The sequence below is a fragment of the Amycolatopsis sp. cg13 genome (genome assembly GCF_041346965.1).
In the GTDB taxonomy this organism is placed as follows: Bacteria; Actinomycetota; Actinomycetes; order Mycobacteriales; family Pseudonocardiaceae; genus Amycolatopsis.
Genome location: NZ_CP166848.1, coordinates 2,920,388 through 2,945,609, shown reverse-complemented (window position 1 = coordinate 2,945,609; position 25,222 = coordinate 2,920,388). Strand labels below are relative to the sequence as shown.

At 70.9% G+C, this 25,222-nt stretch carries 27 protein-coding genes; 20 read left to right on the top strand and 7 right to left on the bottom strand.

All coding sequences use genetic code 11. The annotated features are described in order from the left end of the window. Positions 1 to 54: 54 nt before the first annotated feature. From AB5I40_RS13265 to AB5I40_RS13255, 3 genes are read right to left on the bottom strand one after another with little or no spacing between them, the layout of a single operon-like run. Positions 55 to 324 (bottom strand): HPr family phosphocarrier protein, encoded by a 270-nt coding sequence (locus tag AB5I40_RS13265; RefSeq protein WP_033291653.1) that lies wholly within the window; start codon positions 322 to 324, stop codon positions 55 to 57. Positions 325 to 352: 28 nt separating this feature from the next. Beyond that, positions 353 to 1,591: a PTS transporter subunit EIIC gene (locus AB5I40_RS13260; RefSeq protein ID WP_370938790.1), complete on the bottom strand. Its 1,239-nt coding sequence runs from the start codon at positions 1,589 to 1,591 to the stop codon at positions 353 to 355. Next, on the bottom strand, positions 1,588 to 2,385 hold the full coding sequence (locus tag AB5I40_RS13255) for a GntR family transcriptional regulator (RefSeq protein ID WP_370938789.1): 798 nt from the start codon (positions 2,383 to 2,385) through the stop codon (positions 1,588 to 1,590). Before AB5I40_RS13255 ends, AB5I40_RS13260 begins: the two co-directional genes overlap by 4 nt. 243 nt (positions 2,386 to 2,628) lie before the next feature. Between AB5I40_RS13255 and AB5I40_RS13250 the strand changes: the two genes are divergently transcribed. After that, on the top strand, positions 2,629 to 2,865 hold the full coding sequence (locus AB5I40_RS13250) for a PTS glucose/sucrose transporter subunit IIB (RefSeq protein ID WP_344267364.1): 237 nt from the start codon (positions 2,629 to 2,631) through the stop codon (positions 2,863 to 2,865). Beyond that, positions 2,862 to 3,317 (top strand): PTS glucose transporter subunit IIA, encoded by a 456-nt coding sequence (locus tag AB5I40_RS13245; protein ID WP_037818962.1) that lies wholly within the window; start codon positions 2,862 to 2,864, stop codon positions 3,315 to 3,317. Before AB5I40_RS13250 ends, AB5I40_RS13245 begins: the two co-directional genes overlap by 4 nt. A 49-nt stretch (positions 3,318 to 3,366) precedes the next feature. Here the strand turns inward: AB5I40_RS13245 and AB5I40_RS13240 are convergent, their stop codons facing one another. Next, a complete protein-coding gene (locus AB5I40_RS13240; RefSeq protein WP_370938788.1) occupies positions 3,367 to 3,792 on the bottom strand; it encodes a Rieske (2Fe-2S) protein in 426 nt (141 codons plus the stop codon). Between the two features lie 101 nt (positions 3,793 to 3,893). Here AB5I40_RS13240 and AB5I40_RS13235 point away from each other — a divergent pair, with 101 nt between their 5' ends. After that, on the top strand, positions 3,894 to 4,280 hold the full coding sequence (locus AB5I40_RS13235; protein WP_370938787.1) for a hypothetical protein: 387 nt from the start codon (positions 3,894 to 3,896) through the stop codon (positions 4,278 to 4,280). On the opposite strand, the gene AB5I40_RS13230 is transcribed toward AB5I40_RS13235, so the two are convergent. Next, a complete protein-coding gene (locus AB5I40_RS13230) occupies positions 4,268 to 4,684 on the bottom strand; it encodes a pyridoxamine 5'-phosphate oxidase family protein (RefSeq protein ID WP_370938786.1) in 417 nt (138 codons plus the stop codon). The genes AB5I40_RS13235 and AB5I40_RS13230 overlap by 13 nt on opposite strands. Before the next feature lie 82 nt (positions 4,685 to 4,766). Here AB5I40_RS13230 and AB5I40_RS13225 point away from each other — a divergent pair, with 82 nt between their 5' ends. From AB5I40_RS13225 to AB5I40_RS13195, 7 genes are all read left to right on the top strand, one after another. Beyond that, positions 4,767 to 5,717 (top strand): AraC family transcriptional regulator, encoded by a 951-nt coding sequence (locus AB5I40_RS13225; protein WP_370938785.1) that lies wholly within the window; start codon positions 4,767 to 4,769, stop codon positions 5,715 to 5,717. 288 nt (positions 5,718 to 6,005) lie between these two features. Next, a complete protein-coding gene (locus AB5I40_RS13220) occupies positions 6,006 to 6,839 on the top strand; it encodes a prepilin peptidase (RefSeq protein ID WP_370938784.1) in 834 nt (277 codons plus the stop codon). Positions 6,840 to 6,888: 49 nt separating this feature from the next. Continuing rightward, entirely contained in the window at positions 6,889 to 8,076 is a 1,188-nt protein-coding gene (aroC, locus tag AB5I40_RS13215; protein WP_370938783.1) for a chorismate synthase, read from the top strand. Beyond that, the gene (locus AB5I40_RS13210; protein WP_370938782.1) at positions 8,073 to 8,597 is read left to right on the top strand and encodes a shikimate kinase; all 525 of its coding nucleotides are present in this window, start codon (positions 8,073 to 8,075) and stop codon (positions 8,595 to 8,597) included. Before aroC ends, AB5I40_RS13210 begins: the two co-directional genes overlap by 4 nt. A 134-nt stretch (positions 8,598 to 8,731) precedes the next feature. Next, positions 8,732 to 9,847, top strand: a complete 1,116-nt coding sequence (gene aroB, locus AB5I40_RS13205) for a 3-dehydroquinate synthase (protein WP_370938781.1) — start codon at positions 8,732 to 8,734, stop codon at positions 9,845 to 9,847. Continuing rightward, positions 9,844 to 10,275: a type II 3-dehydroquinate dehydratase gene (aroQ, locus tag AB5I40_RS13200; protein ID WP_370938780.1), complete on the top strand. Its 432-nt coding sequence runs from the start codon at positions 9,844 to 9,846 to the stop codon at positions 10,273 to 10,275. The genes aroB and aroQ overlap by 4 nt, the downstream gene beginning before the upstream one ends. Before the next feature lie 426 nt (positions 10,276 to 10,701). Next, complete coding sequence (locus AB5I40_RS13195) at positions 10,702 to 12,192, top strand: beta-xylosidase (protein WP_370940510.1); 1,491 nt, start codon at positions 10,702 to 10,704, stop codon at positions 12,190 to 12,192. Here AB5I40_RS13195 and AB5I40_RS13190 read toward each other — a convergent pair. Next, positions 12,116 to 12,721 carry a B-4DMT family transporter gene (locus tag AB5I40_RS13190; protein ID WP_370938779.1) on the bottom strand — a complete coding sequence of 202 codons (606 nt, stop codon included), beginning with the start codon at positions 12,719 to 12,721 and terminating at the stop codon, positions 12,116 to 12,118. The two genes, AB5I40_RS13195 and AB5I40_RS13190, sit on opposite strands and share 77 nt — an antisense overlap. A 94-nt stretch (positions 12,722 to 12,815) precedes the next feature. On the opposite strand from AB5I40_RS13190, the gene AB5I40_RS13185 reads away from it, so the two are divergent. The 3 genes from AB5I40_RS13185 to nusB are packed head-to-tail and all read left to right on the top strand — an operon-like array spanning position 12,816 to position 14,978. After that, positions 12,816 to 13,913 (top strand): M24 family metallopeptidase, encoded by a 1,098-nt coding sequence (locus AB5I40_RS13185; RefSeq protein WP_370938778.1) that lies wholly within the window; start codon positions 12,816 to 12,818, stop codon positions 13,911 to 13,913. Between the two features lie 43 nt (positions 13,914 to 13,956). Next, positions 13,957 to 14,520, top strand: coding sequence for an elongation factor P (gene efp / locus AB5I40_RS13180; RefSeq protein ID WP_370938777.1), 564 nt, complete (start codon positions 13,957 to 13,959; stop codon positions 14,518 to 14,520). Continuing rightward, on the top strand, positions 14,520 to 14,978 hold the full coding sequence (gene nusB / locus AB5I40_RS13175; protein WP_344267335.1) for a transcription antitermination factor NusB: 459 nt from the start codon (positions 14,520 to 14,522) through the stop codon (positions 14,976 to 14,978). Before efp ends, nusB begins: the two co-directional genes overlap by 1 nt. A gap of 883 nt (positions 14,979 to 15,861) precedes the next feature. Here the strand turns inward: nusB and AB5I40_RS13170 are convergent. Further along, positions 15,862 to 16,350: a transcriptional regulator gene (locus AB5I40_RS13170; protein ID WP_003096372.1), complete on the bottom strand. Its 489-nt coding sequence runs from the start codon at positions 16,348 to 16,350 to the stop codon at positions 15,862 to 15,864. A 260-nt stretch (positions 16,351 to 16,610) separates the two neighbouring features. Between AB5I40_RS13170 and pyrR the strand changes: the two genes are divergently transcribed. Genes pyrR through pyrF form a run of 7 tightly spaced genes read left to right on the top strand, consistent with a single transcriptional unit; the run spans position 16,611 to position 25,202 of the window. After that, positions 16,611 to 17,207, top strand: coding sequence for a bifunctional pyr operon transcriptional regulator/uracil phosphoribosyltransferase PyrR (pyrR, locus tag AB5I40_RS13165; protein WP_101434583.1), 597 nt, complete (start codon positions 16,611 to 16,613; stop codon positions 17,205 to 17,207). Beyond that, entirely contained in the window at positions 17,204 to 18,136 is a 933-nt protein-coding gene (locus tag AB5I40_RS13160) for an aspartate carbamoyltransferase catalytic subunit (protein ID WP_370938776.1), read from the top strand. The genes pyrR and AB5I40_RS13160 overlap by 4 nt, the downstream gene beginning before the upstream one ends. Further along, complete coding sequence (locus AB5I40_RS13155) at positions 18,133 to 19,419, top strand: dihydroorotase (RefSeq protein ID WP_370938775.1); 1,287 nt, start codon at positions 18,133 to 18,135, stop codon at positions 19,417 to 19,419. Before AB5I40_RS13160 ends, AB5I40_RS13155 begins: the two co-directional genes overlap by 4 nt. Then, positions 19,419 to 19,922 (top strand): transporter, encoded by a 504-nt coding sequence (locus AB5I40_RS13150; protein ID WP_370938773.1) that lies wholly within the window; start codon positions 19,419 to 19,421, stop codon positions 19,920 to 19,922. The genes AB5I40_RS13155 and AB5I40_RS13150 overlap by 1 nt, the downstream gene beginning before the upstream one ends. Then, complete coding sequence (gene carA / locus AB5I40_RS13145; protein WP_370938772.1) at positions 19,874 to 21,046, top strand: glutamine-hydrolyzing carbamoyl-phosphate synthase small subunit; 1,173 nt, start codon at positions 19,874 to 19,876, stop codon at positions 21,044 to 21,046. Before AB5I40_RS13150 ends, carA begins: the two co-directional genes overlap by 49 nt. Next, positions 21,046 to 24,363: a carbamoyl-phosphate synthase large subunit gene (gene carB / locus AB5I40_RS13140; protein WP_370938770.1), complete on the top strand. Its 3,318-nt coding sequence runs from the start codon at positions 21,046 to 21,048 to the stop codon at positions 24,361 to 24,363. The genes carA and carB overlap by 1 nt, the downstream gene beginning before the upstream one ends. After that, positions 24,360 to 25,202, top strand: coding sequence for an orotidine-5'-phosphate decarboxylase (pyrF, locus tag AB5I40_RS13135; protein WP_370938769.1), 843 nt, complete (start codon positions 24,360 to 24,362; stop codon positions 25,200 to 25,202). Before carB ends, pyrF begins: the two co-directional genes overlap by 4 nt. The last annotated feature ends 20 nt before the right edge of the window (positions 25,203 to 25,222 follow it).

The window sequence follows — 25,222 nt, the reverse complement described above, 5'->3', positions numbered from 1 at the left end:
GCCGGAAGTTCCGGCGCCCCGCACGGTTCGTGTTTTCCCCGTGGAGCGGTATCGCTACTGAGCGTCGAGGTCGGTGGCGACCAGCTCGGCGACGGCCTCGACCGCCGCCTCGGCACCGTCGCCCTCGGCGCTGATGACGACCTCGTCGCCGTACGCGGCGGCGAGGGTCATCAGGTTGAGGACGCTGCCGGCGGCCACCGGTTCGCCGCCGTCCTTGGCGATCTGCACCGCCACGGGCTGGGCCGCGGCCGCCTTGGCGACCAGTGCGGCCGGGCGGGCGTGCAGCCCCACCTTGCTGGCCACGGTGACGCGTTTCTCCGGCATGGTGTACCTCTCTTGCTTTTCTCGGGTGTTACTTCGCGGCCGTGCGCTCGAGGTCGCCCTCGATCGAGTCGTCCTCGCGGCCCGGCGTGCGCAGGTTGAACTTGGTGATCACGACGCGGAACACGACGTAGTAGATCACGGCGAACACGAGGCCGATCGGGATCAGCAGCCACGCCTTGTGCGCGGTGTCCAGCGACGAGTTCAGCGCGAAGTCGATCGCGCCGCCGGAGAACGAGAAGCCGAGGCGAATGCCCAGCGCGCTGCAGACCGCCAGCGAGATGCCGGTCATCACCGCGTGGAAGATGTACAGCGGCCACGCGACGAACATGAACGCGAACTCGATCGGCTCGGTGACACCGGTGATGAACGCGGTCAGCGCGGCCGAGATCATGATGGAGGCGACCAGCTTGCGCTGCGCGGGACGCGCGGTGTGCACGATGGCGAACGCCGCCGCGGGCAGCGCGAACATCATGATCGGGAAGAAGCCGGTCATGAACGCGCCCGAGCCGTCCACGTGGTGGAAGAAGTTGTTCAGGTCGCCGCCGCCGAAGATGAACCACACCGGGACGTTCAGCAGCTGGTGCAGGCCGACCGGGATGAGCAGGCGGTTCAGCAGGCCGTAGACGCCGCTGCCGATCTCCGGCGAGCCCATGACCGCCTTGCCGGCGGAGGTGATGCCCTGGTCGACGTACTTGAACAGCAGGCCGAAAATGACGCCGAGGATGATCATCGCGAGCGAGGTGATGATCGGCACGAACCGGCGGCCGCCGAAGAAGGCCAGCCAGGACGGCAGCTTGATCCGGTGGTAGCGCTGCCAGAGCAGCGCGGCCACGATGCCGGTCACGATGCCGGTCAGCACGCTGTAGGGCCAGTGGATCGGCGCGAGGTCCCAGCCCTTCTTGTAGCCCTGCTGGTCGCTGATCGGGGCGATCGCCTGGATCACCTTGTTGAACACGACCCAGCCGATGACCGCGGCGACGGCGGTCGACCCGTCGCCCTTGCGGGCGAAGCCGACCGCGATGCCGATCGCGAAGATCAGCGGCAGCCAGTCGAAGATGCCGCCGCCCGCCGCGCCGATCACGTCGGCGGCCTTGCCCCAGTTGAGGCCGTCCTTGCCGAGGACGTCGTCCTGGCCGAGGCGGTTCAGGATGCCTGCTGCGGGCAGGGTCGCGATCGGCAGCATGAGGCTGCGGCCGAAGCGCTGCAGCCCGGCAAGGCCGCCGCCCTTCTTCTTTCCGCTAGCCCCAGCCGCGGTGGTGGCGCTCATCGGATACCTCCATTGTGGGGTTGGTCGCCGGAACCCGGGGAGTTCCGGTCCAGCTGCATGGTCACCTGGTAGTGGTCGCCCCGGTACCAGGACGTCATGTCCTCGACCGGTTCGCCGCCGGAGCTGGAGACCCGGCGGAACACCAGGAGCGGACTGCCGGTGCGCATGCCGAGCAAGCGCGCCGTCTCGCGGTCCGCGGATTCGGCCCACACCGTCTGGTACGCCTGGTCCGGGCGGCGCGAGAACGCGTCGGCCAGCTGGGCGTACAGCGAACGGGTCAGGTCGAGGTCGAGCAGGCCGGGGGTCCGGCCCGCGTGGTACCAGCCGCGTTCCACGGCCAGCGGAACGCCGTCGGCGCGCCGCAGCCGCACGAGCCGGTGCGCCGCCACGCCCTCGGACAGGCCGAGTGCGTGCGCCGAAGTCACCGGCGGGACCTCGGTCGAGGTCGAGATCACTTCGGTGGTCGGGGTGAGCCCGCGCCGGCGCATGTCGTCGGTGAACGACATCAGGTACACCTGCAGTTCCATCCGCCGGGCGGCGGTGAAGGTGCCCTTGCCCCTGACCCGGGCCAGCAGTCCTTCCTCGACGAGCTTCCCGATCGCCGAGCGGACGGTGAGCCTCGAAACGCCGTAGTGCTGGGCGAGCTCGCGCTCGGACGGGATCGGCGAACCCGGCGGGAGCTCGCGCTCCACCAGGCGGCGCAGGATCTCCCGCAGCTGGGCGTGCTTCGGGGTCGGCCCGTTCACCACGCGCTCGGCGGGGTCGGACGGCGGAATGTGCGCGGCCGCACTCATCTCGGTGTCACCCTCCCTCGCTTCGCGCACCGGGGCCGGTGCTCGCGTCCGCGCCGGAAGATTGGTACGTTCCGGTCTAGACCAATGATCTGATGGGGCAGGATGCTCCGCAGCGAGAGCGGGTGTCAACCACCGTTATCCGTTCGTGGCCGGGCTCGCCCGGCAAGGCGGCAAACGGCGTAGTAATGGTGGCGGAGCGCACCTGTTCCGAGTGGAAAACCAACGGGATACGAGGAGGCCGCGATGGCGGATGACAGGCCGGAAAAGATTCTCGCGGCGCTCGGCGGCGCGGACAACGTCATCGAGATCGAGGGCTGCATCACGCGGCTGCGGTGCGAGCTCGAGGACATGTCCCTCGTGGACGAACCCGCGCTGAAGTCGGCCGGTGCGATGGGCGTCGTGAAGATGGGCTCGGCGGTCCAGGTCATCGTCGGGCCGGAGGCGGACACCATCGCCAGCGACATCGAGGACTTGATGTGAGCCTGCCGATCCTGAGCCCGGTCGCGGGCGAGGTCGTCGCGATCACCGAGGTGCCCGACCCGGTGTTCGCCGAGGCGATGGTGGGCCCTGGCATCGCGGTGAAGCCGTCCGGCGGTCGCGCCGACGCGGTCGCCCCGGTGGACGGGACCGTGGTGACGCTGCACCCGCACGCGTACGTCGTGGCCACTGAGGACGGCCGCGCGGTGCTCGTGCATCTCGGCATCGACACCGTCAAGGAAAAGGGCGAGGGGTTCACCCTGCACGTCGTCAAGGGCGAGAAGGTGCGGGCGGGCCAGCCGATCGTGGGCTGGGACCCCGAGGCGGTCGCCGCCAAGGGCTACTCGCCGATCGTCCCGGTCGTCGGCCTCGACGCGTCCGCGGACGTGCTCGCCGGCCTCGAAGGCGGGCGCACGGTCGCCGCCGGCGACGAGCTTTTCACCTGGAACGATTGATCACCGGGGCCCTTTGTGGACAGTGAATGTCCACAAAGGGCGATCCCGGTCACGCGGTGACGATCTCGCCGTTCTCGATCTTCACGGCCACTTTGGACAGCGGCTGGCTCGCCGGCCCCTGCTTCACCGCGCCGGTCAGCGCGTCGAACACCGAACCGTGGCACGGACAGGTCGCCTGGCCGTTCTGCGGCGGGTTCACCGTGCAGCCCTGGTGCGTGCAGACGGCGCTGAAACACGCGACCGTCCCCGCCGACGGCTGTGCCACGAGCACCTCCTGCCCGTCCGGCGTTTTCGCGGATTTCGCTTGGCCCACCGGCACTTCCGCCAGTGCGATCACCTTCCCGCCCGCCTTCGGCGCGGCTTGTCCGGATCCGCTGTCGCCGCTCGCGCAAGCGGTGAGAGCGACGGCGGCGGTCCCTGCGACGGCCGCCCCGGAGACGAGTACGGAGCGGCGGGAGTGAAGTTCGGCAGTCATGCCCTGTGCAACGAATCGGGACGGCTCAGGGTGCCGGTGAACCGTCGCGGTCGCCCGTGCGTGTAGTCCGTATCCGGCATTCCGCACGGAAGGAGACGCCCATGTTGACCACCTGGATGCGAGTGCTGGGCGCGGGGGGCCTGGCGGGCTCCGCGGCGATCCACTTCTACCTGTACTGGGGCAGCGGCTACGCGGACATCCCGGTGGTCGGGCCGCTCTTCCTGGTGAACGGCATCGCCGGTTTGGTGATCGCCGTCGCGCTTCTCGCCTGGCGGCACTGGCTGCCCGCGTTCTTCACGCTGGGCTTCGGCGGCGTGACGCTGCTGGCCTACCTGCTGTCGGTGACGGTGGGCTTCTACGGCGTGCACGACCAGTTCAACAGCCAGTACGAGTACTGGGGCGTGATCACCGAAGCGGTCTGCGTGATCTGCGGCCTGGTGCTGCTGGTGCAGGCGGTCCGTGCGCGGCGGACGGCTCAGAACGCGTAGCGGTGCACCTTCTCCGGGTGGATGACGACCCGGACCTGGGGGAGGTCCTGCAGGATTTTCGCTCCGGCCTGGCCTTCCGGGGTGCTGAGGTCCCAATACCGGTCAGCGAGCCTGCGCGCGAGCTCGTGCCCGCCGTCGGCCTCGATCGTGACTCGCCCGGCGACAGACACCCAGCGTTCCGGTTCCCCGACCGGCGCCGCGACGACGATCGACGCGCGCGGGTCCTCGTCGAGCTGGCGGATCTTGGCCGAGTCCGGGGCGGTGAACAGCTGGATCGTGCCTTCGCCGGTGGCCTCGAACCACACCGGCCGAGGCTGCGGCGGCCGCGGCCCGGCGGCGACGGTCAGGAAGCCGTGCAGAGGACGGCGGAGGAACTCGAGATCGTGGTCGGTGAGGGTGCTCATGACAGGGATTCAACCGGGCTCGCTCGGACGATCCCATAGGTGAAAAGCCGGATCGCCTGTCCATTCGTCTAATCTCGGGTGAGTGGACGCGTTCAGCGATTTGATCCGCGGGGTCCGGGCGCACGGCTCGTTGTTCGGCTGCACGGCCCTGTCGGCGCCGTGGTCGCTGCGCTTCGTGGACAGTGCCCCGCTGACCCTGTGCACGCTGCTGAGCGGCGAAGGCTGGATCGTGCCGGAAGGCCATCCGCCGGAGCTGCTGCGCGCCCGCGAGACCATCCTGGTGCGCGGCCCGTTCTCCTTCGTGGACAGCCTGGACACCTCCGCCACCCCGGTCGAATGCGGCGAGTTCTGCGCCACTCCCGACCAAGGCGGCACCCAGCACCACCTCGGCTGGAACGATCCGTTCCACGGCGAAACCAACCTGATCGTCGGCGCGTACCCGGTCCGGAGCCGCGGCCGGATGTCCGCTTTGCTGGACGCGCTGCCGGTAGTCGTCCGGCCGCCTTCCTCGGCCGAGGAAGACCCCGTCCTGCACCACCTGGCAGCCGAACTGGCCGTCGACGCGCCCGGACAGCAGATCGTCCTGGACCGCCTCCTGGACTGGATGCTGGTCTGCATCCTGCGCGACTGGTTCGACCGTCCCGGCGGCTCGCCTCCGCGTTGGTGGGCGGCGCAACGGGACCCGGTGGTGGGCGCGTGTCTGCGCTTGCTGCACGCGGATCCGGCAGCGCCGTGGACGGTCGTCACGCTGGCCGCCCGGACCGGGGTGTCGCGGTCCACTTTGGCCAAGCGCTTCGCGGATCTGGTGGGGGAGCCGCCGATGACGTACCTGACCCGCTGGCGGATGACGCTCGCCGCGGACCTCCTGACGGAACAGCTCTCGATGCCGATCGCGGAGGTGGCCCGGGTGGTGGGGTACTCGGACGCGTTCGGGTTCAGCTCGGCTTTCAAGCGGGTGCGCGGGGTCAATCCGACTGAGCACCGCCGGGCTTTTCTTGCTGAGGACGGGGTTCTGGCTTCTTCTCGCGGCTGAAGCGGCTTCTGCTCGACGCTGAAGCTGCCTCCGCAGCACGGCAGCACCGCAGCACGGCAGCACGGCAGCACCGCAGCACGGCAGCACGGCAGCACGGCAGCACCGCAGCACCGCAGCACCGCAGCACGTCGGCCGGTCGGGCCGGTCGGCGCAGCGTCGCCGACGAATCTGAGCACTGCGCCGTTGTTGCCTCCGTCGAGTGAACCTTCCGGCGTGTCGCGCACGAGGGGTCCCCTCGCACCCCGATCTGTTTGCCCTGGTCCAAGCCCCGGCGGCAGGCTTGGCCGCATGGTCCTGACAGCAGTGCTGGCAGCCGGGGCGGTGGTCCCCGTGCTGCTGGTGATGATGAAGAAAGCCGACGCCCCGATACCGGCCGTGCTCGCCCTGGCGGTCGCCGCCGCGGCAGCCGCAGTGGCCGCCGCACGTGCCGACGCAGGCGCACTCCCGGCTTGGTGGCTGCCAGTCGCGTGGCTGGTTTCGGTGCTAGGCGTACCCCTCGCGCTAGCCGACGCCCGGCACCGCCGCCTCCCGGACATCCTCACCCTGCCCGCTTATCCCGCTGTCGCCCTGACAATCACGCTCGCCACCCTCAGCGGCGGAGGATGGCGGTTGGCCGCCGGAGCCGCCCTGGGATGCCTGCTGTTCGGCGGCACACACCTGATCGTCCACCGCTTGTCAGCGGGCGGTCTCGGCCCCGGAGACGTCAAACTGGCCGGATCTTTCGGCGCCGTACTGGGCGCGGTCGGCGGACTGGCCCCGGCTGTGGCGGCTGTTCTGGCAGCGACGGTGAGCTTGGCTGCTGTGGTGCCGATGTGGCTGATGCGCCGGATCCGCCACGTCCGCGAGTCCCGGGCTTCTACCCGCCCGCCATCCCGCCAACCCGGCCCGAAGATGCCCACCCCGAACCAACTCGACATCCCGCCTCAGGCGACTGATCCCGCCCAGTCGCCCAGGCCAACAGCAGCTGCCTCATCAGCAACCGACCCCGTCCCAACTCCATCGACCCACCCCGCCAGCTCCCGAATCCGCGCCGGCCCCCTCCGCGTCCCCTACGGCCCGGGCCTGGTTCTGGCCACCTGGGCGTGCGCGGTTTTCCCAGCCGCTGGAACGGGCATCACCTGAGGCCAGGGGCTCTGCCAGGCCGCTGGACAGGCCGTGACAGGATTGTCAGGTGCTGCGCTGGATCACCGCTGGAGAATCGCACGGACCCGCCCTCGCCGCTGTGCTCGAGGGGCTGCCTGCCGGGGTGGAGGTGACGACCTCGGACCTCTCCGCGCAGCTCGCGCGGCGCCGGCTCGGGTTCGGCCGCAGCCCGCGGATGGGCTTCGAGACCGACCAGGTCCAGTTCCTCGGCGGGGTCCGGCACGGGGTCAGCCAGGGCGGCCCGATCGCCGTCCAGATCGAGAACGCCGAGTGGCCCAAGTGGGAGAAGGTCATGGCGGCCGACCCGGTCGACGAGGCCGAGCTCGCCGGGCTCGCCCGCAACGAGCCGCTGACCCGGCCCCGCCCGGGGCACGCCGACCTGCCCGGCATGCAGAAGTACGGCTTCGACGAGGCCCGTCCCGTCCTCGAGCGCGCCAGCGCCCGCGAGACGGCTTCGCGGACCGCGCTCGGCACTGTCGCGCGGAACTTCCTGCGGCAGTTGCTCGGGGCCGAGGTGCTGAGCCACGTCGTCTCGATCGGCGGCGCCGACGCGCCCGACGGGCCGCTTCCGCAACCGGGCGACCTCGCGGCCATCGACGAGAGCCCGGTGCGGGCGTTCTCGGCCGAGGGGACCGAGGCGATGATCGCCGAGGTCGACGCGGTGCGGAAAGCCGGCGACACCGTCGGCGGCGTGATCGAGGTGATCGTCTACGGCCTGCCGCCGGGCCTCGGCTCGCACGTGCACTGGGACCGGCGTCTCGACGCGCGGCTCGCCGGCGCGCTCATGGGCGTGCAGGCGATGAAGGGCGTCGAGGTCGGCGACGGCTTCACCACCGCCCGCCGCTGGGGCAGCCAGGCGCACGACGAGATCGACCGCGGCACCGGACCGGTCGGCGTCACGCGCCGGTCGAACCGCGCGGGCGGGCTCGAAGGCGGCATCACCAACGGCGAGCCGCTGCGGGTGCGCGTCGCGATGAAGCCGATCTCGACCGTGCCCAAGGCACTGTCCACAGTGGACGTCCGGACCGGCGAGCCCGCCGTCGCGATCCATCAGCGCTCGGACGTGTGCGCCGTGCCGCGCGCCGGCGTGGTGCTGGAGTCGGTCGTGGCGCTGGTCGTCGCGGACGCGGCGCTGGAGAAGTTCGGCGGCGACTCGCTGGCCGAGTCCCGGCGCAACGCGCAGGCGTACTTGAAGGCGCTCGAGGAGCGCTGGTGAGCCCGCGCGCGGTCGTCGTCGGGCCGCCGGGCTCCGGCAAGAGCACGGTCGGCCCGCTGCTGGCCGCCGCGCTCGGCGTGACTTTCCGCGACACCGACGACGACATCGTCGCCCGCGCCGGACGCGCCATCTCGGACATCTTCGCCGACGACGGCGAGCCGGCGTTCCGCGCGATCGAGGAAGAAGCGGTCGCCACGGCACTCGCCGAACACGACGGCGTGCTCTCCCTCGGCGGCGGCGCCCCGCTCACCCCGGGCACCCGCGCACGGCTCCAGGACCACACGGTGGTCTTCCTGAACGTCGGCCTCGCCGCGGGCGTCCAGCGCACCGGGATGTCCAGCGCCCGCCCGCTGCTCGCCGGCATCAACCCGCGCGCGACCTTCAAAGCCCTGCTCGACCGGCGGCTGCCGGTGTACCGCGAGGTGGCGACCGTCGAGATCGAGACCGACAAGCGAACGCCCGAAGAGGTCGTCGCGGCCGCCGTCGCCGCCCTCGAACCCGACCGGGTCCGCGAACCGTGACCCGCCGCCGGCCGCCCGCGCCCGCTCAAGTCCGTGAGGGGAACCCCGAGGGACTCTGAGTTCCTCAGGGTTCCCCTCACGGACCGCACACCCCGCTCCAGGGCCACCGGGGTCCGGGAGCAGTGAGGAGAACCGTGTCCGCCACCCAGCCCGTCCGGATCCGGGTCGCCACCGCGCAGCCGTACGACGTGCTCGTGGGCCGCGGCCTGCTCGGCGAACTCACCGAGCAGCTCGCCGACGCGTCGAAGGTCGCGCTGATCCACCCGCCGACGCTCACCGCCACCGCCGAGGCCGTCCGCGACGAGCTGGCCGCGGCCGGGCTCGACGCGCACCGCGTCGAGATTCCCGACGCGGAGGACGGCAAAGCGTTCTCCGTCGCCAGCTTCTGCTGGGAGGTCCTGGGCCGGATCGGGCTGGACCGGCGCGGCGTGGTCGTCGCGCTCGGCGGCGGCGCGGTCACCGACCTCGCCGGGTTCGTCGCGGGCACCTGGATGCGCGGCGTCCGGCTGGTGAACGTGCCGACGACGCTGCTCGGCATGGTCGACGCGGCGGTCGGCGGGAAGACCGGGATCAACACCGAAGCGGGCAAGAACCTCGTCGGCGTCTTCCACGAGCCCTCCGCCGTCCTGGTCGACCTCGCGACGCTGGAATCCTTGCCGCGCAACGAACTCGTCGCCGGAATGGCCGAGATCGTCAAGACCGGCTTCATCGCCGACCCGCGGATCCTCGAGCTGATCGAGGCCGACCCGGCACAGGCGCTCGACCCGGCGGGCGACGTGCTCGCCGAACTGGTCCGCCGCTCGATCCAGGTGAAAGCCGACGTTGTCGCCGCCGACCTGCGCGAATCCGACCTGCGCGAAATCCTCAACTACGGCCACACTCTCGGCCACGCCATCGAACGCCGCGAGCGCTACCGCTGGCGCCACGGCGCGGCGGTCAGCGTCGGCCTGGTCTTCGCGGCGGAACTGGCCCGCCTGGCCGGACGCCTCGACGACGCCACCGCCGACCTGCACGCCTCTGTGCTCAAGCTGATCGGCCTGCCCACCGCGTACGACGCGGACGCGCTGCCCCAGCTGCTGGAAACCATGAAGGGCGACAAGAAAACCCGCTCCGGCGTGCTGCGGTTCGTCGTCCTCGACGGCCTCGGCAAACCCGGCAGGCTGGAAGGCCCCGACCCGTCCCTGCTCGCCGCCGCGTACTCGGCGATCGCGGCCGAGGCCACGGAAAACGGCGGGAGCGTGCTGCTGTGAAGACGTTCGTGTTCAACGGCCCCAACCTCGGCCGCCTCGGCAAGCGCGAACCGGCCGTCTACGGCTCCACCACGCACGACGACCTCGCGCAACTGTGCGTCGCGACCGGCCAGGAACTGGGTCTCGACGTCGAGGTGCGCCAGACCGACCACGAGGGCGAAATGGTCGGCTGGCTGCACGAGGCCGCCGACGCGGGCGCGCCGGTCGTGCTGAACGCCGGAGCGTGGACGCACTACTCGATCGCCGTCCGCGACGCCGCCGCTCAGCTCACCGCGCCGCTGCTCGAGCTGCACATCAGCAACGTGCACAAGCGGGAGGAATTCCGGCACCACAGCGTGCTTTCGGACATCGCGACCGGAGTGATCGTGGGCCTCGGGGTGGACGGTTACGCACTCGCGTTGCGCTGGATCGCCGCCCACTCGTCCTGACGGTGGCTGGACAGCGAAACCTGGCGCGAGCCCTGCTGCGGCCGGACGATTTCGGTGCCACAGCGTGGTTTCGGACATCGCGGCCGCGGTGATCGCCGGTCTCGAGGCGGACGGTTCGCGCTCGTGTTGCGTTGGATCGCCAGCGCACAGGACTGACCTGGCGGCGAAGAGCAAGGCTCGCGCTCTTCTCCAGCCGCGCCCGGGCGATTTCGGCACCACAGCGCGCTTTCCGCCCCGCACCCACCATGCTCGCCAGCCGCGAGCAGCGAGCGACTCCACCGCGACAAACAACGCAAAGCAAGCCCCAGGTAAACCCGCCTCCCGACCAGCAGATGCGCGACGTGGTTCACCCATCCGGTGCCGCTGTCGCTACACTCGGCGATCATGCACCCGTTTCGTCGTGGGGGTCGGCGACCCGTGCGTCAGCTGCTCTCGCTGCTGATCGCCGGATCTCTCGTTTCCGGGTGCAGCCAGACGATGGCCCAGCCGCAGGCCGAGGGCACCGACCACGGCGGCATCGCGGGCGGGGGGCCGCAGACTCCCAAGGATCCGCCTCGTGCGGCGGATGTCGCGCTCAGCGCCGGAGCCAGTCGCGCGAGCGGGGGCGTGGTCGCCGCGGGGGCCGTGGACGCGTCCTACAACTACGGCCCCACCGTCATGGTCGAGAACGGCCGCACCCGGATCTGGTGGTGCAGCCAGTACAGCAGCGCCCCGCCGCCAGGCGACGACATTCTCTACGCCGAGGGTCCCTCGGCCGACGGACCCTTCACCGGACCGGGTGGCGGGGCGCCGCCCGCAGTCCTGTCCGGCGCGCCGGGCAACTTCGACGGCATGCACACCTGCGACCCGTCGGTGCTGCGCGTCGGCGGCACGTACTTCATGTACTACACCGGTGCCGCGGGCGATCACGCGCTCGGCAACGCGATCGGCATGGCCACAAGCCCGGACGGCATCCACTGGACCCGGTCGAACGGCGGCAAACCGATCCTCGGCGCGTCCCACGACGTCCACCGCGCCAACGTTTACGGCGCGGGCCAGCCCTCGGTGGTCTTCCTCGACGGCTGGTACTACCTGATGTTCACCGACACCACCGGCCGCGCGGCGGGGTGGAACGGGGCGGGCCAGTTCGTGATCCGGGCGCACGACCCGGCGTTCCGCGAGGGCGTGGAAGCGTTGGGGGAGAAGGGGTTCGAGCCCACCGCGACGACCGCCGCGCCGCGGACCCGGTCCGTCGTCGACGCGTTCAGCGTGGACCTGGAGTGGGTCGGCGCGCTCGACGCCTTCGCCATCGCGCACGAGACCGCCGACGGGACCACGATCACCTTCTGGGACCGCGATTTCACGATGCAGCCGTACAAACCTGTCGTGATCCCGGGCGCGTGGAAGGAAGGCCCCGGCCTCGTCCGCCGTCCGGACGGGCACGCGCCGACCTCGGTCAGCGATCCGTGCGACCTGGTCTCGCTGGACGTCGTGCGCGCCACGGAGATCGGCCCGGCGGGCGCGCCGAGCGGGTTGAAGCACTTCGGGCTCGACGTTAAGGGCGCGGGCGGCTGCTCGACCCCGACGCGCAGCACCGCCACCTTCGACGGCGTCGCGATGCCGTCGCCGGACCGCATGATCGACCTCTACCGCCGCGGCGAGCGCATCCGGATCGACCGGCGTTCAGTCGCTTCGGTGCTCGCCGGAGAGCTGGTCGACCGGCCGCTGCCGCAGGTGCCGGAGATGCCGGTGAAGACCCGCCTGCGCTCCGGTGCGACCGTCGTGCACGCGTACGGCCGCGGCTACGGCATGGTCCTCGACGGGCAGCTTTACGGCCTGCCGGACACGACGATCGTGTCGCTCAACGGTTCCGGGGTGCAGGAGATCGACCCGCAACAGTGGGACGCCGCCGCCCGCGGGCTGCCGCTGGGCGGCTGACCGGCGAAGGCTTCGGTGCGGCCCTCGGGGTCGGGCTCGGCGGCAGTTCGAGTTCGCCGGAGCGGCTGCCGGCGCCGTCTTCGTCCTCGTCGTCCGGCTCCGGGCCGGCCGAGTCCGAGGATTCTTCGTCCGCCGCCGGACGCCGGATCCGGCCGCCGACGAACAGCCCCAGCCCGGCGGGCACCAGCACGAGCAGCGCGGAGAACGCCGCCCCGCCGGTGAGCGCGGCGCTCAGCTCGGAAACCCCGGTCTGGTCGACGAAAATCGCCCGCCCGATCACGTACAGGATGCCCGAGCACACGCCCGCGACCAGCGAGGCGATGAACCACGCGCGCCCTCTGTCGCGCAGGCCGCGCCAGCCGTCGATCGCGCTCCACAGCGCCGCCAGGCCGACCAGTACGGCGATGGTGAGCGACGTGAACAGCGTCTGGCCGGTCGGGTGGAACACGGACCACTTGGCGAGCAGCGTCATCGCGGCGGCGTGCACGACCGCCATGACCAGCCCGCGCGTCAACCAGGCACCCAGCATGGACGGAGTGTAGGCGCGCCGAAGTTAACCGCCAGTAGGCCGTCCTCGAACCGCGGCCGGGCGACGGCCGGAAGCCGCTGGTTAAGCTGGTCGGGTGCCGGAAATCCACGCTCGCCGCCGCGCCGCGCTCGCCGCCCTGCTCCACGAGAATGGGGTCGACGCGCTGCTGGTCACCGATCTGCTCAACATCCGCTACCTGACCGGGTTCACCGGGTCGAACGCCGCGCTGCTCGTGCACGCGGGCGGCGACGCGAAGACCCTGTTCTGCACCGACGGGCGCTACACGACCCAGTCGGAGTCGGAGGTGCCGGACCTGGAACGCGTGCTCGACCGCGCCAGCGCCCGCGCGCTCGCGGCGCACGCGGGCAGCCGGCTCGCGGACTACCGCCGGACCGGGTTCGAGAGCCAGCACGTGAGCGTCGAGGAGCACGAGAACCTCAAGGTGCCCTTCGACCGGGTCGAGTTGATCCGCACGCCGGGGCTGACCGAGCAATTGCGGGTGGTCAAGGACGAGGTCGAGATCGCCGCCCTGCGCGCCGCGTGCGCGGCCGCCGACCGCGCGCTGGCCGGGCTGATCGAGGCCGGGGGAGTGCGGCCGGGCCGGACCGAGCTGGAAGTGGCCCGCGACCTGGAGAACCGGATGCTGGAGCACGGTTCGTCCGGAATCTCGTTCGAATCCATCGTCGCCGCCGGCCCGAACTCGGCGATTCCGCACCACCGGCCGACCGGGGCCGAACTGAGCCGCGGCGATTTCGTGAAGTTCGACTTCGGCGCCACGGTCGACGGCTACCACTCGGACATGACGCGCATGGTCGTCATCGGCGAGCCCGCGGACTGGCAGCGCGAGATCTACGACCTGGTGCACCGCGCGCAGGCGGCGGGCTGCGAGGCGGTCCTCCCCGGCGCTGTGGTGTCCGAAGTGGACGCCGCGGCGCGCTCGGTGATCGCCGACGCGGGGTACGGCGAGCAGTTCGCGCACGGTCTCGGCCACGGCGTCGGGCTGGAAGTGCATGAGGCACCGAGTCTCGCCGCCGCGGGCGTCGGTACACTGTCCGCCGGTATGGCGGTCACCGTCGAGCCCGGCGTGTACCTCGCGGGGCGCGGTGGCGTGCGCATCGAGGACACGCTCGTCGTGCGGGACTCCGGACCCGAACTCCTCACCCTGAGCACCAAGGACCTCGTGGCCGTCTGACGGCCGCGGCCGAAGAGATCGAACACAGGAGACCTGAAGACTCGTGGCCACCACCAACGACCTGAAGAACGGACTCGTCCTCAACCTGGACGGCCAGCTGTGGAGCGTCACCGCGTTCCAGCACGTCAAGCCGGGCAAGGGCGGCGCGTTCGTGCGCACCACCCTGAAGCACGTGCTGACCGGCAAGGTCGTCGACAAGACCTTCAACGCGGGCACGAAGGTCGAGACGGCCACGGTGGACCGCCGGAACATGACGTACCTGTACAAGGACGGCGCGGACTTCGTCTTCATGGACGGCGACACCTACGACCAGATCACCGTGCCCGCCGAGACCGTCGGCGACAACGCGAACTACATGCTCGAGAACACCGAGGTCCAGGTCGCGGTGCACGAGAACGAGCCGCTGTACGTCGAGCTGCCGACCTCGGTCGAGATCGTCATCCAGCACACCGACCCGGGCCTGCAGGGCGACCGTTCCACCGGCGGCACCAAGCCGGCGACGCTCGAGACCGGCGCGGAGATCCAGGTCCCGCTGTTCCTCTCGACCGGCGAGAAGATCAAGGTCGACACCCGCGACGGCCGTTACCTCGGCCGCGTCTCCAGCTGATGGCGGACAAGCTTCCCCCGCACCCGAACCGCGGCGGCGCGATCAGCAGGCGACAGGCCCGCCGGCGCGCGGTCGAGATGCTGTACGAGGCCGCCCAGCGGTCCGCCGACGCGGTCACGCTGCTGGCCGACCGCGTCGGCGCGGTCGAGGTCGACCCGGTCGCGGACTACACGATCACCGTCGTGGAGGGCGTCACGGCCCACCGCGAGCGGATCGACGAACTCCTGGCGGAGCACTCGCAGGGCTGGACCCTCGAGCGGATGCCGCCGGTCGACTTGGCCGTCCTGCGCGTCGGCGTCTACGAGATGCTGTGGTCGGCCGACGTCCCCGACGCGGTCGCGATCGACGAAGCGGTCGGCCTCGCGAAGGAACTTTCGACGGACGACTCGCCGCGGTTCATCAACGGCGTCCTCGGCCGCATCGGCACGATCGCCGACCGCCTGCGCGCGGTGCTGTAGCCCGGCGGCCCGGTAGTCAGAGGTAACCCGGCTGGGGGAAAGCGGCCACCTGAATGGCCGCTGCCTGATCGGGTCACCGCCGGGCCGCGGCGGCCGGCGCGAGGGGCGTTCCGGCGAAAATTGATCACCGAGCGGAATCGGAACCGGTCGGCGGGCGCCCTTCGCGGCGGCCCGGCCCGGCCGGTTTCGCGGCGATCCGGTGAATTCCGGGCGGTGGTCTTCGGGATCCGCTGCGGTGAGTGAGCAGTCGCCCGGCACGGGCAGCGACCGGCGGGGAAATCCGTGCCGTGCTACGGGAATCGCGGAATGAAACTGCGGAAACCGCTAAGCCGCACCGATTTTCCGCGCTGCGCGCGAGGTAAGCGGTCGCAGAGGCGAGTCGGCGTTCGAAGCCGAACTGCAAGCCACGCCAGGGAATTCGCCCGGAAACCAGAAATCCGGAGCGGGGGAGCGGCCGGGGCGAGAAAACAGTCCCCGGCGGTGCGGCTCGGAACGGAAAACGCGCCGGAAACGTGGACGGGTTCGATTTCCGGCGGCGAAAACGGAGAACTTCAGGCGGGTCCGCCGCACGGCGAACAAGGCACGTCACCGCGGCCGCGGTCGAGATCGGCTCGGATCACCCGAGGTCAACCCAGTCGAGCGCGGCGGCGGAAGAGCCGGGACCCGGCAGCTTCAGAAACGGGGTTTCGGGGGCTCCAGCTCCAGAACCGGAACTGTGGTGGCTTCAGGACCAGGACTTCGGCGGCTCCGGAACCGCGACTTCAGCAGGTCCGGAACCGGGACATCGGCAGCTCCGGCCTCACCCGAAGCGCGGCGGGCGTTCCCGGTTCCCCGGGTGCGGGAAGCCCGCCGCGTCGTGCACGGCCGCTGCCGCCATCGGTCCTCAGTCCTCTTTGGACGGCCGGGCTTCCGGCGGGAGGACGCCCCAGTCGATGAGCTGCTCGGTGAGCTCGCCGGGGGTCATGTCGTAGATGATGGCGAGCGAGCGCAGGTCCTCGGTGCGGATGGAGAGCACCTTGCCGTTGTAGTCGCCGCGCTGGCTCTGGATGGTGGCCGCGTACCGGGCGAGCGGGCCGACCTTCTCCGCGGGCAGCTGCTGGAGCCGCTCCAGGTTGATCACGATCTTCGTGGCGGGCTCGGCTCCGGACGGGACGCGGCCCTCCGGCAGCAGTTCGACCACCGGGACGCCGTAGAAGTCCGCCAGCTCGGCCAGCTTCTGGACGGTGACCGCCCGGTCGCCGCGCTCGTACGAGCCGACCACGACGGCCTTCCAGCGGCCGCCGGACTTCTGCTCGACCCCGTGCAGGGACAGGCCTTGCTGCTGGCGGATCCCGCGGAGCTTGGCCCCGAGCGCCTTGGCGTAATCGCCCATCTGGTGGTTCTCCGTTTCCTCACCCCGCGCCGGCCGGGAGGACCGGGCCGGGGACTCCTCGAGTCGAATACTCAGAGTAATGGTTACGCATAGTTGTCACCAGGTCAAGCAGAAGGTCGGTCCGTGCAGGTGGCGGCCGTGCGCGTACCACCCGGAAGACTGATTGACCGGTCCTGCTACTGTCGGTGCGGTTTCCGGCAGCAGCCGGTTGCCGACGTCCTTTAAGGACCCGTCCAGAGAGGCGGGGAAGGAGGTCCGCCTTGTCGTCACGTCCGCGTGGCGCGGCGGAGCCGGCGGGAGAGCGCGAGCTGCTGTCCGCCGGTGATGTCGCGCGCACGATCGCGAGGATGGCCCACCAGGTCATCGAGAAGACCGCTCTCGGAGCCGGTCCGCCGGAGCAGTACCCGGTGCTGCTCGGCATCCCCACGCGCGGCACTCCGCTGGCCGCGCGCCTCGCCGAGAAGATCGGCGAGTTCGCCGGGGTCGCGCCGCCGCACGGCGCCCTCGACGTCACCCTTTACCGCGATGATCTCCGCCGCCGTCCGCCGCGCGCTCTCGAGCAGACGCAGCTGCCGCCGGACGGGATCGACAACCGGGTCGTCATCCTCGTCGACGACGTCCTGTTCTCCGGCCGCACCATCCGCGCCGCCCTCGACGCCTTGCGCGACCACGGCCGCCCGCGTGCCGTCCAGCTCGCCGTGCTCGTCGACCGCGGCCACCGCGAGCTGCCGATCCGCGCCGACTACGTCGGCAAGAACGTGCCCACCGCGCGCGCCGAGGGCGTCTCCGTGCTGTTGTCCGAAACCGACGGCCGGGACGCGGTGCTGCTGCGCGCGCCGGAAGGAGAAACCCGGTGAAGCACCTGCTCGCCACCGACGGGCTCGACGCGGACACCGCGACCGCCGTGCTCGACACCGCCGACGAGCTGAAGCACACGCTGCTCGGCCGCGAGGTGAAGAAGCTGCCGACGCTGCGCGGCCGCACCGTCATCACGCTGTTCTACGAAAATTCCACGCGCACCCGGGTGTCGTTCGAGATCGCCGGGAAGTGGATGAGCGCGGACGTGATCAACGTCTCGGCGTCCAGCTCCTCGGTGAACAAGGGCGAATCCCTGCGGGACACCGCGCTCACCCTGGCCGCCGCGGGCGCCGACTGCGTGATCATCCGGCACCCCGCTTCGGGCGCCGCGCACCGGCTGTCGGGCTGGCTCGCCGGGCCGGGCACCGCGGTGGTCAACGCGGGCGACGGCACGCACGAGCACCCGACCCAGGCGCTGCTCGACGCGGCGACCTTGCGCGAGCGCCTCGGTTCGTTGAAGGACCGGCGGATCGCGATCGTCGGCGACGTCCTGCACAGCCGGGTCGCGCGGTCGAACATCCACCTGCTCAGCACTCTCGGCGCGGAGGTGGTGCTCGTCGCGCCGCCGACGCTGCTGCCGGTCGGCGTGGAGAAGCTGCCGGTCACGGTGTCGCACGACCTCGACGCCGAGCTGCCCGCGGTCGACGCGGTGATGATGCTGCGCGTTCAAGCCGAGCGGATGCACGGCGGGTTTTTCCCTTCGGCGCGCGAATATTCGATCTCTTACGGGCTCTCCGCGCGCCGCCAATCGCTGCTGCCGGGCCACGCCGTCGTGCTGCACCCCGGTCCGATGCTGCGCGGCATGGAGATCGCCTCCGCGGTCGCGGATTCCCCCTCCTCAGCCATTACCGAACAGGTCCGCAACGGCGTCCACGTGCGCATGGCGGTCCTCTACCACCTCCTGGCCAGTGAAGGAGCTGCCGCGTGAGCATCGTGATCAAGGGTGCCCGCCCGTACGGCGAGGGCGAGCCGGCCGACATCCTGATCGAAGACGGTGTGATTGCCGCGATCGGCGGGTTTCGGGTTCCCGACGGCGCCGAGATACTCGACGCCGAGGGCCAGGTCCTGCTGCCCGGGTTCGTCGACCTGCACACGCACCTGCGCGAGCCGGGCCGCGAAGACACCGAAACCATCGACAGCGGTTCCGCCGCCGCCGCGCTGGGCGGCTACACCGCTGTGTTCGCCATGGCCAACACCGATCCGGTCGCCGACAACGCACTCGTCACCGATCACGTGTGGCGGCGGGGGCAGGAAGTCGGCCTGGTCGACGTCCACCCGGTCGGCGCGGTCACCGTCGGGCTCAAGGGCGAGAAGCTCGCCGAACTGGGCACGATGGCGAAGGGCACCGCGGCGGTGCGGGTCTTCTCCGACGACGGCGTGTGCGTCGCGGATCCGCTGCTGATGCGCCGCGCGCTGGAGTACTCGACCGCGCTCGACGCCGTGATCGCCCAGCACGCCGAGGAACCGCGGCTCACCGTCGGCGCGCAGGCGCACGAGGGCGAGCAGGCGTCGCGCCTCGGTTACCCGGGCTGGCCGGCGTCGGCGGAGGAGTCAATCGTCGCGCGCGACTGCCTGCTGGCACTGCACGCGAACGCGCGGCTGCACGTCTGCCACGTCTCCACCGCGGGCACCGTCGATGTCCTGCGCTGGGCGAAGGAACGCGGCACGAAGGTGTCGGCCGAGGTCACGCCGCACCACTTGCTGCTCACCGACGACCGGCTCGAGACTTACGACCCGGTCAACAAGGTCAACCCGCCGTTGCGCACCGGCGGCGACGCGGAGAAGCTGCGCGCCGCGCTGGCCGAGGGCGTGGTGGACTGCGTCGCGACCGACCACGCGCCGCACGCCCCGCAGGACAAGGACACCGAATGGGCCGCGGCCCGGCCGGGCATGCTCGGCCTGCAGACCGCGCTGTCGGTGGTCGTCGAGACGATGGTCAAGACCGGCCTGCTCGACTGGCGCGGCGTCGCGCGCGTCATGAGCGAGCGGCCCGCGGAGGTCGGGAACCTCGCCGGGCACGGCCGTCCGATCGAGGTGGGCGAACCGGCGAACCTGACGCTGGTCGAACCGGACGCCGAATGGACGGTGCGCGGGGCCGAGCTGGCCAGCATCGCGGCCAACACCCCGTACGAGGGAATGCGGTTGCCCGGCGTGGTGACGGCGACCCTGCTGCGCGGGCGGATCACCGCGCGCGAGGGGAAGATCTGCTGATGGAGCGGCTGCTGCTGACGCTGGGGATCGTCGTCTTCTTCCTGCTGTGCCTGTGGGGCATGTGGATGGGCTGGCGGCGCAAGGCGCGTTCGCAGAGCGCGCGGATCGCGCCGTTCCCGGAGATCCCGGCCGAGCCCGGCGAGTTCCAGCTGGAGTCCGTCGGCGTGTGCGTGGGCACCACGACCGCGGGCAACTGGCAGGACCGCGTCGTCACGCGCGGCGCGGGCCCGCGTTCCGGAGCGGTCTGGCGGCTGCATCCGGACGGGATCGCCGTGGAACGCGGCGGGCTGCCGGACTTCTGGATCCCGCGCTCCTCGATCACCGGAATCCGCCGCGACTCCCGGCTCGCGGGGAAGGTCACCGGCACCGACGTGCTGCTGGTGATCACTTGGCGGCTCGGCGACGTCGAGCTGGACACCGGATTCCGGGGTGACGACCTGGACGACTATCCGCAATGGATCAACGAACTTTCCGATCACGACATCAAGGGAGGTGCCCAGTGAGCACCGGCACTCGCGGCCCCGCCGCCCTGGTTCTCGAAGACGGCCGGGTGTTCCGCGGCGCGGCGTACGGCGCGCGCGGGCGGACCCTCGGCGAGGCGGTGTTCTGCACCGGCATGACGGGTTACCAGGAAACGCTGACGGATCCGTCCTACCACCGCCAGATCGTGGTCCAGACGGCGCCGCAGATCGGCAACACGGGCTGGAACGACGAGGACGACGAATCGGCCCGGATCTGGGTTTCCGGTTACGTGGTGCGGGATCCCGCGCGCACGCCGTCGAGCTGGCGGGCCAAGCGCACGCTGGACGACGAACTGGTGCGCCAGGGCGTGGTCGGGATTTCCGAAGTGGACACCCGGACGCTGACGCGGCATCTGCGCGAGCAGGGCGCGATGCGCGCGGGCGTCTTCTCCGGCGACGCGCTGGGCAGCGACGAGCAGATGGTCGAACAGGTCCTGGCGAGCCCGCCGATGAAGGGCGCGGACCTCGCGGGCGAGGTCTCCACGGACAACCCGTATGTCGTTGCGGCGCAAGGCGAACGGCGGTTCCGGGTCGCGGCGCTGGACCTGGGGATCAAGTCGAACACGCCGCGGCTGATGACGCAGCGGGGCATCGAGGTGCACGTGCTGCCCTCGAGCACGAGCGCGGAGGAACTGCTGGCGCTGGAGCCGGACGGGGTGTTCCTGTCCAACGGCCCGGGCGACCCGGCGACGACCGCGCACGCGACGGCGTTGACGAAAACCGTTCTGGAGCAGCGGATTCCGCTGTTCGGGATTTGTTTCGGCAACCAGATCCTCGGCCGCGCCTTGGGTTTGGGCACCTACAAGATGCGCTACGGGCACCGGGGCATCAACATCCCGGTGATCGACGTGGCGACCGGCCGGGTCGCGATCACCGCGCAGAACCACGGTTTCGCCCTCGAAGGCGAGCCGGGCCAGCGCTTCGATTCCCCTTACGGGGCCGCGCAAATCAGCCACTACTGCCCGAACGACGACACCGTCGAGGGCGTGCGCGCGTTCGACGTGCCCGCGTTTTCCGTGCAGTACCACCCCGAAGCGGCAGCGGGTCCGCACGACGCCGCGCCGCTGTTCGACGAATTCGTTGACTTGATGGAGAAGAAGGCCTGATGCCGAAGAGGACTGACATCCAGCACGTGCTGGTGATCGGCTCCGGGCCGATCGTGATCGGGCAGGCGGCCGAGTTCGACTACTCGGGCACGCAGGCCTGCCGGGTGCTGCGCAGCGAGGGTCTGCGCGTGTCCCTGGTGAACTCGAACCCGGCGACGATCATGACGGACCCGGAGTTCGCGGACGCGACCTACATCGAGCCGGTGACGCCGGACTTCGTGGAGAAGGTCATCGCGGCGGAGCGCCCGGACGCGATCCTGGCGACGCTGGGCGGGCAGACCGCGCTGAACTGCGCGGTGGCACTGCACGAGCGCGGCGTGCTGGAAAAGTACGGCGTCGAGCTGATCGGCGCGGACATCGACGCGATCCAGCGCGGCGAGGACCGGCAGAAGTTCAAGGACATCGTGCGCACGGTCGGCGCGGACGTGCCGCGCTCGCGGGTGTGCCACGACATGGACGAGGTCCGCGCGACGGTCGAGGAACTGGGCCTGCCGGTGGTCATCCGGCCGTCGTTCACGATGGGCGGCCTCGGCTCCGGCATGGCGCACACGCCCGAGGACCTGGAGCGGCTGGCCTCGACCGGGCTCACCGAGTCCCCGGTCACCGAGGTGCTGATCGAGGAGAGCGTGCTCGGCTGGAAGGAGTACGAGCTCGAGCTGATGCGCGACAAGCACGACAACGTCGTGGTCGTGTGCTCGATCGAGAACGTGGACGCGATGGGCGTGCACACCGGCGACTCGGTCACCGTCGCCCCGACGATGACGCTGACCGACCGCGAGTTCCAGGTCATGCGCGACGTCGGCATCGCGGTGCTGCGCGAGGTCGGCGTGGACACCGGCGGCTGCAACATCCAGTTCGCGTTCAACCCGGCCGACGGCCGGATGGTCGTGATCGAGATGAACCCGCGCGTGTCGCGAAGCAGTGCGCTGGCGTCGAAGGCGACCGGTTTCCCGATCGCGAAGATCGCGGCGAAGCTGGCCATCGGCTACACGCTGGACGAGATCCGCAACGACATCACCGGCGAGACCCCGGCGGCGTTCGAGCCGACGCTGGACTACGTCGTGGTGAAGGTGCCGCGATTCGCGTTCGAGAAGTTCCCCGGCGCGGACCCCACGCTGACCACGACGATGAAGAGCGTCGGCGAGGCGATGTCGTTCGGCCGCAGTTTCCCCGAGGCGCTCGGGAAGGCGATGCGGTCGATCGAGACGAAGGCGACCGGGTTCTGGACGCTGCCCGACCCCGAGGGCGCGACCGTCGAGTCCACTTTGGACTCGCTGCGCACGCCGCACGAAGGCCGCCTCTACGAGGTGGAACTGGCGCTGCGGCTCGGCGCGACGGTCGAGCAGGTGCACGAGGCTTCCGGCATCGACCCGTGGTTCATCGACCAGATCGCGCTGATCGGCGAGGTCGGGGCCGAGGTCCGCGACGCCCCGGTGCTCGACGGCGACCTGCTGCGGCGGGCGAAGCGCACCGGCCTGTCGGACCGGCAGATCGCCGCGCTGCGTCCGGAACTCGCGGGCGAGGACGGCGTGCGGGCGCTGCGGCACCGGCTGGGCGTGCGGCCGGTGTTCAAGACGGTCGACACCTGCGCGGCGGAGTTCGCGGCGAAGACGCCCTACCACTACTCGGCCTACGAGACCGACCCCGCGGCCGTCTCCGAGGTCGCGGCGCAGGGCGACAAGCCGAAGGTGCTGATCCTCGGCTCCGGGCCGAACCGGATCGGGCAGGGCATCGAGTTCGACTACTCCTGCGTGCACGCGGCGATCGCGTTGCGCGAGGCCGGGTTCGAGGCCGTGATGGTCAACTGCAACCCGGAAACCGTGTCCACGGACTACGACACGAGCGACCGGCTGTACTTCGAGCCGCTGTCGTTCGAGGACGTGCTCGAGGTCGTGCACGCCGAACAGCAGTCCGGCGCCGTCGCCGGCGTGATCGTGCAGCTGGGCGGGCAGACCCCGCTCGGCCTCGCGCAGCGGCTGGCCGACGCCGGGGTCCCGGTCGTCGGGACGCCGCCGGAGGCGATCGACCTGGCCGAGGACCGCGGCGCGTTCGGCGAGGTGCTGACCGAGGCCGGGCTGCCCGCGCCGAAGTACGGCACGGCGACCTCGTTCGAGGGCGCGAAGCGGATCGCCGACGAGATCGGCTACCCGGTGCTGGTCCGCCCCTCCTACGTGCTGGGCGGGCGCGGCATGGAGATCGTCTACGACGAGGAATCCCTCGCCGGCTACATCCGCCGCGCCACCGAGGTCACCCCCGAGCACCCGGTGCTCGTGGACCGGTTCCTGGACGACGCCATCGAGATCGACGTCGACGCGCTGTTCGACGGCGAGGACCTCTACCTCGGCGGCGTCATGGAGCACATCGAGGAAGCCGGGATCCACTCCGGTGACTCCTCCTGCGCCCTGCCGCCGATCACCCTCGGCGCGCAGGACCTCGACGCGGTCCGCCGCTCCACCGAGGCCATCGCGCGCGGCGTCGGCGTCCGCGGCCTGCTCAACGTGCAGTACGCGCTCAAGGACGACGTGCTCTACGTCCTGGAAGCCAACCCGCGCGCCTCGCGCACCGTCCCGTTCGTCTCCAAGGCCACCGCCGTCCCGCTGGCGAAGGCCGCGGCGCTGGTGATGACCGGCTCGACGATCAAGGACCTGCGGGCCAGCGGCGTCCTGCCCGCCGAGGGCGACGGCGGCCGCATGCCCGCCGACTCGCCGGTCGCGGTCAAGGAAGCCGTGCTGCCCTTCCACCGGTTCCGCACGCCGGAAGGACACGGCGTCGACTCGCTGCTCGGCCCGGAAATGAAATCCACCGGCGAGGTCATGGGCGTCGACACCTCCTTCGGGAAAGCATTCGCGAAATCCCAAAGCGGCGCCTACGGATCCCTTCCCACCTCGGGACGGGTTTTCGTCTCCGTCGCCAACCGCGACAAGCGTTCGCTCGTGTTCCCGGTGAAGCGGCTGGCCGACCTCGGCTTCGAAATCCTCGCCACCTCCGGCACCGCGGAAGTGTTGCGGCGCAACGGGGTTGCCTGTTCGGTCGTGCGCAAGCACTCCGAGCCGGACCCGGGAACCGGCGAGCCGAACATCGTCGACGTGATCCTCGCCGGCGAGGTCAACATGGTGATCAACACGCCGTACGGAAACAGCGGACCGCGCGTGGACGGTTACGAAATCCGGACTGCCGCGGTTTCGCGCGATATTCCGTGTGTCACCACGGTTCAGGGCGCCGCGGCGGCCGTGCACGGCATCGAAGCGCTTATCCGCGGCGACATCGGCGTGCGCAGCCTGCAGGACCTCCAGGCGGCCTTGAAGGCGACGTCGTGAGCGCGCGCTTCGGGGCTCGGCTGGCCGAAGCGGTGGCCGCGCGCGGGCCGCTGTGCGCCGGGATCGACCCGCATCCGGGCCTGATCGAGTCGTGGGGCCTGGCGCTCGACGCGAGCGGGCTCGAACGCTTCGCGCTCAGCGCCGCGGAGGCGCTGGGCGAGGTGGCGGCGATCGTGAAGCCGCAGTCGGCGTTCTTCGAGGCGTTCGGGTCCGCCGGGGTGGCGGTGCTCGAACGCGTCGTGGACGTCGCCCACGACGCCGGAGCGCTCGTCCTGCTGGACGTGAAGCGCGGGGACATCGGTTCCACCATGGCGGCCTACACGGCGGCGTACGTGGCCGAGAAGGCGGCTTTCACCGCCGACGCGGCCACGGTGTCGCCGTACCTCGGCTTCGGCGCGCTCGACGCGGCTGTCACGGCGGCGCGCGAAGCGGGCAACGGGCTCTTCGTCCTCGCGCGCACGTCCAACCCGGAAGCGAACGCGTTGCAGCGCGCGCGGCTCGAAGACGGCCGTACGGTCGCTCAGAGCGTCGTAGACGCTGCTGCGGACCACAATGCGGGTGCTGAGCCGTACGGCGATGTCGGCGTGGTCGTAGGGGCCACTGTGGCTCCTGGGGAAGTCGACCTGAGCCGGCTCAACGGACCGGTGCTCGCGCCCGGTTTCGGGGCGCAGGGGGCAACTGAGGCGGATTTGCGGGCAGTCTTCGGCGAGGGGCTCCCAGGCCTGCTCCCGGCCTCGTCGCGCGACCTGCTGCGCCACGGCCCGGACACGGCGGCGTTACGCCGTGCGGCCCAAGAGGTGAACGGCCGGTTGGCGGGACTCCGCGAAAAAGGCCAATAGCAGGCCCCGGAATCGCGCTC

Excerpts from the sequence above, each read along its gene's own strand:
- AB5I40_RS13265 (WP_033291653.1), bottom strand. The coding sequence starts at position 324 with ATGCCGGAGAAACGCGTCACCGTGGCCAGCAAGGTGGGGCTGCACGCC.
- AB5I40_RS13260 (WP_370938790.1), bottom strand. The coding sequence starts at position 1,591 with ATGAGCGCCACCACCGCGGCTGGGGCTAGCGGAAAGAAGAAGGGCGGC.
- AB5I40_RS13255 (WP_370938789.1), bottom strand. The coding sequence starts at position 2,385 with ATGAGTGCGGCCGCGCACATTCCGCCGTCCGACCCCGCCGAGCGCGTG.
- AB5I40_RS13250 (WP_344267364.1), top strand. The coding sequence starts at position 2,629 with ATGGCGGATGACAGGCCGGAAAAGATTCTCGCGGCGCTCGGCGGCGCG.
- AB5I40_RS13240 (WP_370938788.1), bottom strand. The coding sequence starts at position 3,792 with ATGACTGCCGAACTTCACTCCCGCCGCTCCGTACTCGTCTCCGGGGCG.
- AB5I40_RS13235 (WP_370938787.1), top strand. The coding sequence starts at position 3,894 with ATGTTGACCACCTGGATGCGAGTGCTGGGCGCGGGGGGCCTGGCGGGC.
- AB5I40_RS13230 (WP_370938786.1), bottom strand. The coding sequence starts at position 4,684 with ATGAGCACCCTCACCGACCACGATCTCGAGTTCCTCCGCCGTCCTCTG.
- AB5I40_RS13220 (WP_370938784.1), top strand. The coding sequence starts at position 6,006 with ATGGTCCTGACAGCAGTGCTGGCAGCCGGGGCGGTGGTCCCCGTGCTG.
- AB5I40_RS13190 (WP_370938779.1), bottom strand. The coding sequence starts at position 12,721 with ATGCTGGGTGCCTGGTTGACGCGCGGGCTGGTCATGGCGGTCGTGCAC.
- nusB (WP_344267335.1), top strand. The coding sequence starts at position 14,520 with ATGGCGGACAAGCTTCCCCCGCACCCGAACCGCGGCGGCGCGATCAGC.
- AB5I40_RS13170 (WP_003096372.1), bottom strand. The coding sequence starts at position 16,350 with ATGGGCGATTACGCCAAGGCGCTCGGGGCCAAGCTCCGCGGGATCCGC.
- AB5I40_RS13150 (WP_370938773.1), top strand. The coding sequence starts at position 19,419 with ATGGAGCGGCTGCTGCTGACGCTGGGGATCGTCGTCTTCTTCCTGCTG.
- carA (WP_370938772.1), top strand. The coding sequence starts at position 19,874 with ATGGATCAACGAACTTTCCGATCACGACATCAAGGGAGGTGCCCAGTG.
- carB (WP_370938770.1), top strand. The coding sequence starts at position 21,046 with ATGCCGAAGAGGACTGACATCCAGCACGTGCTGGTGATCGGCTCCGGG.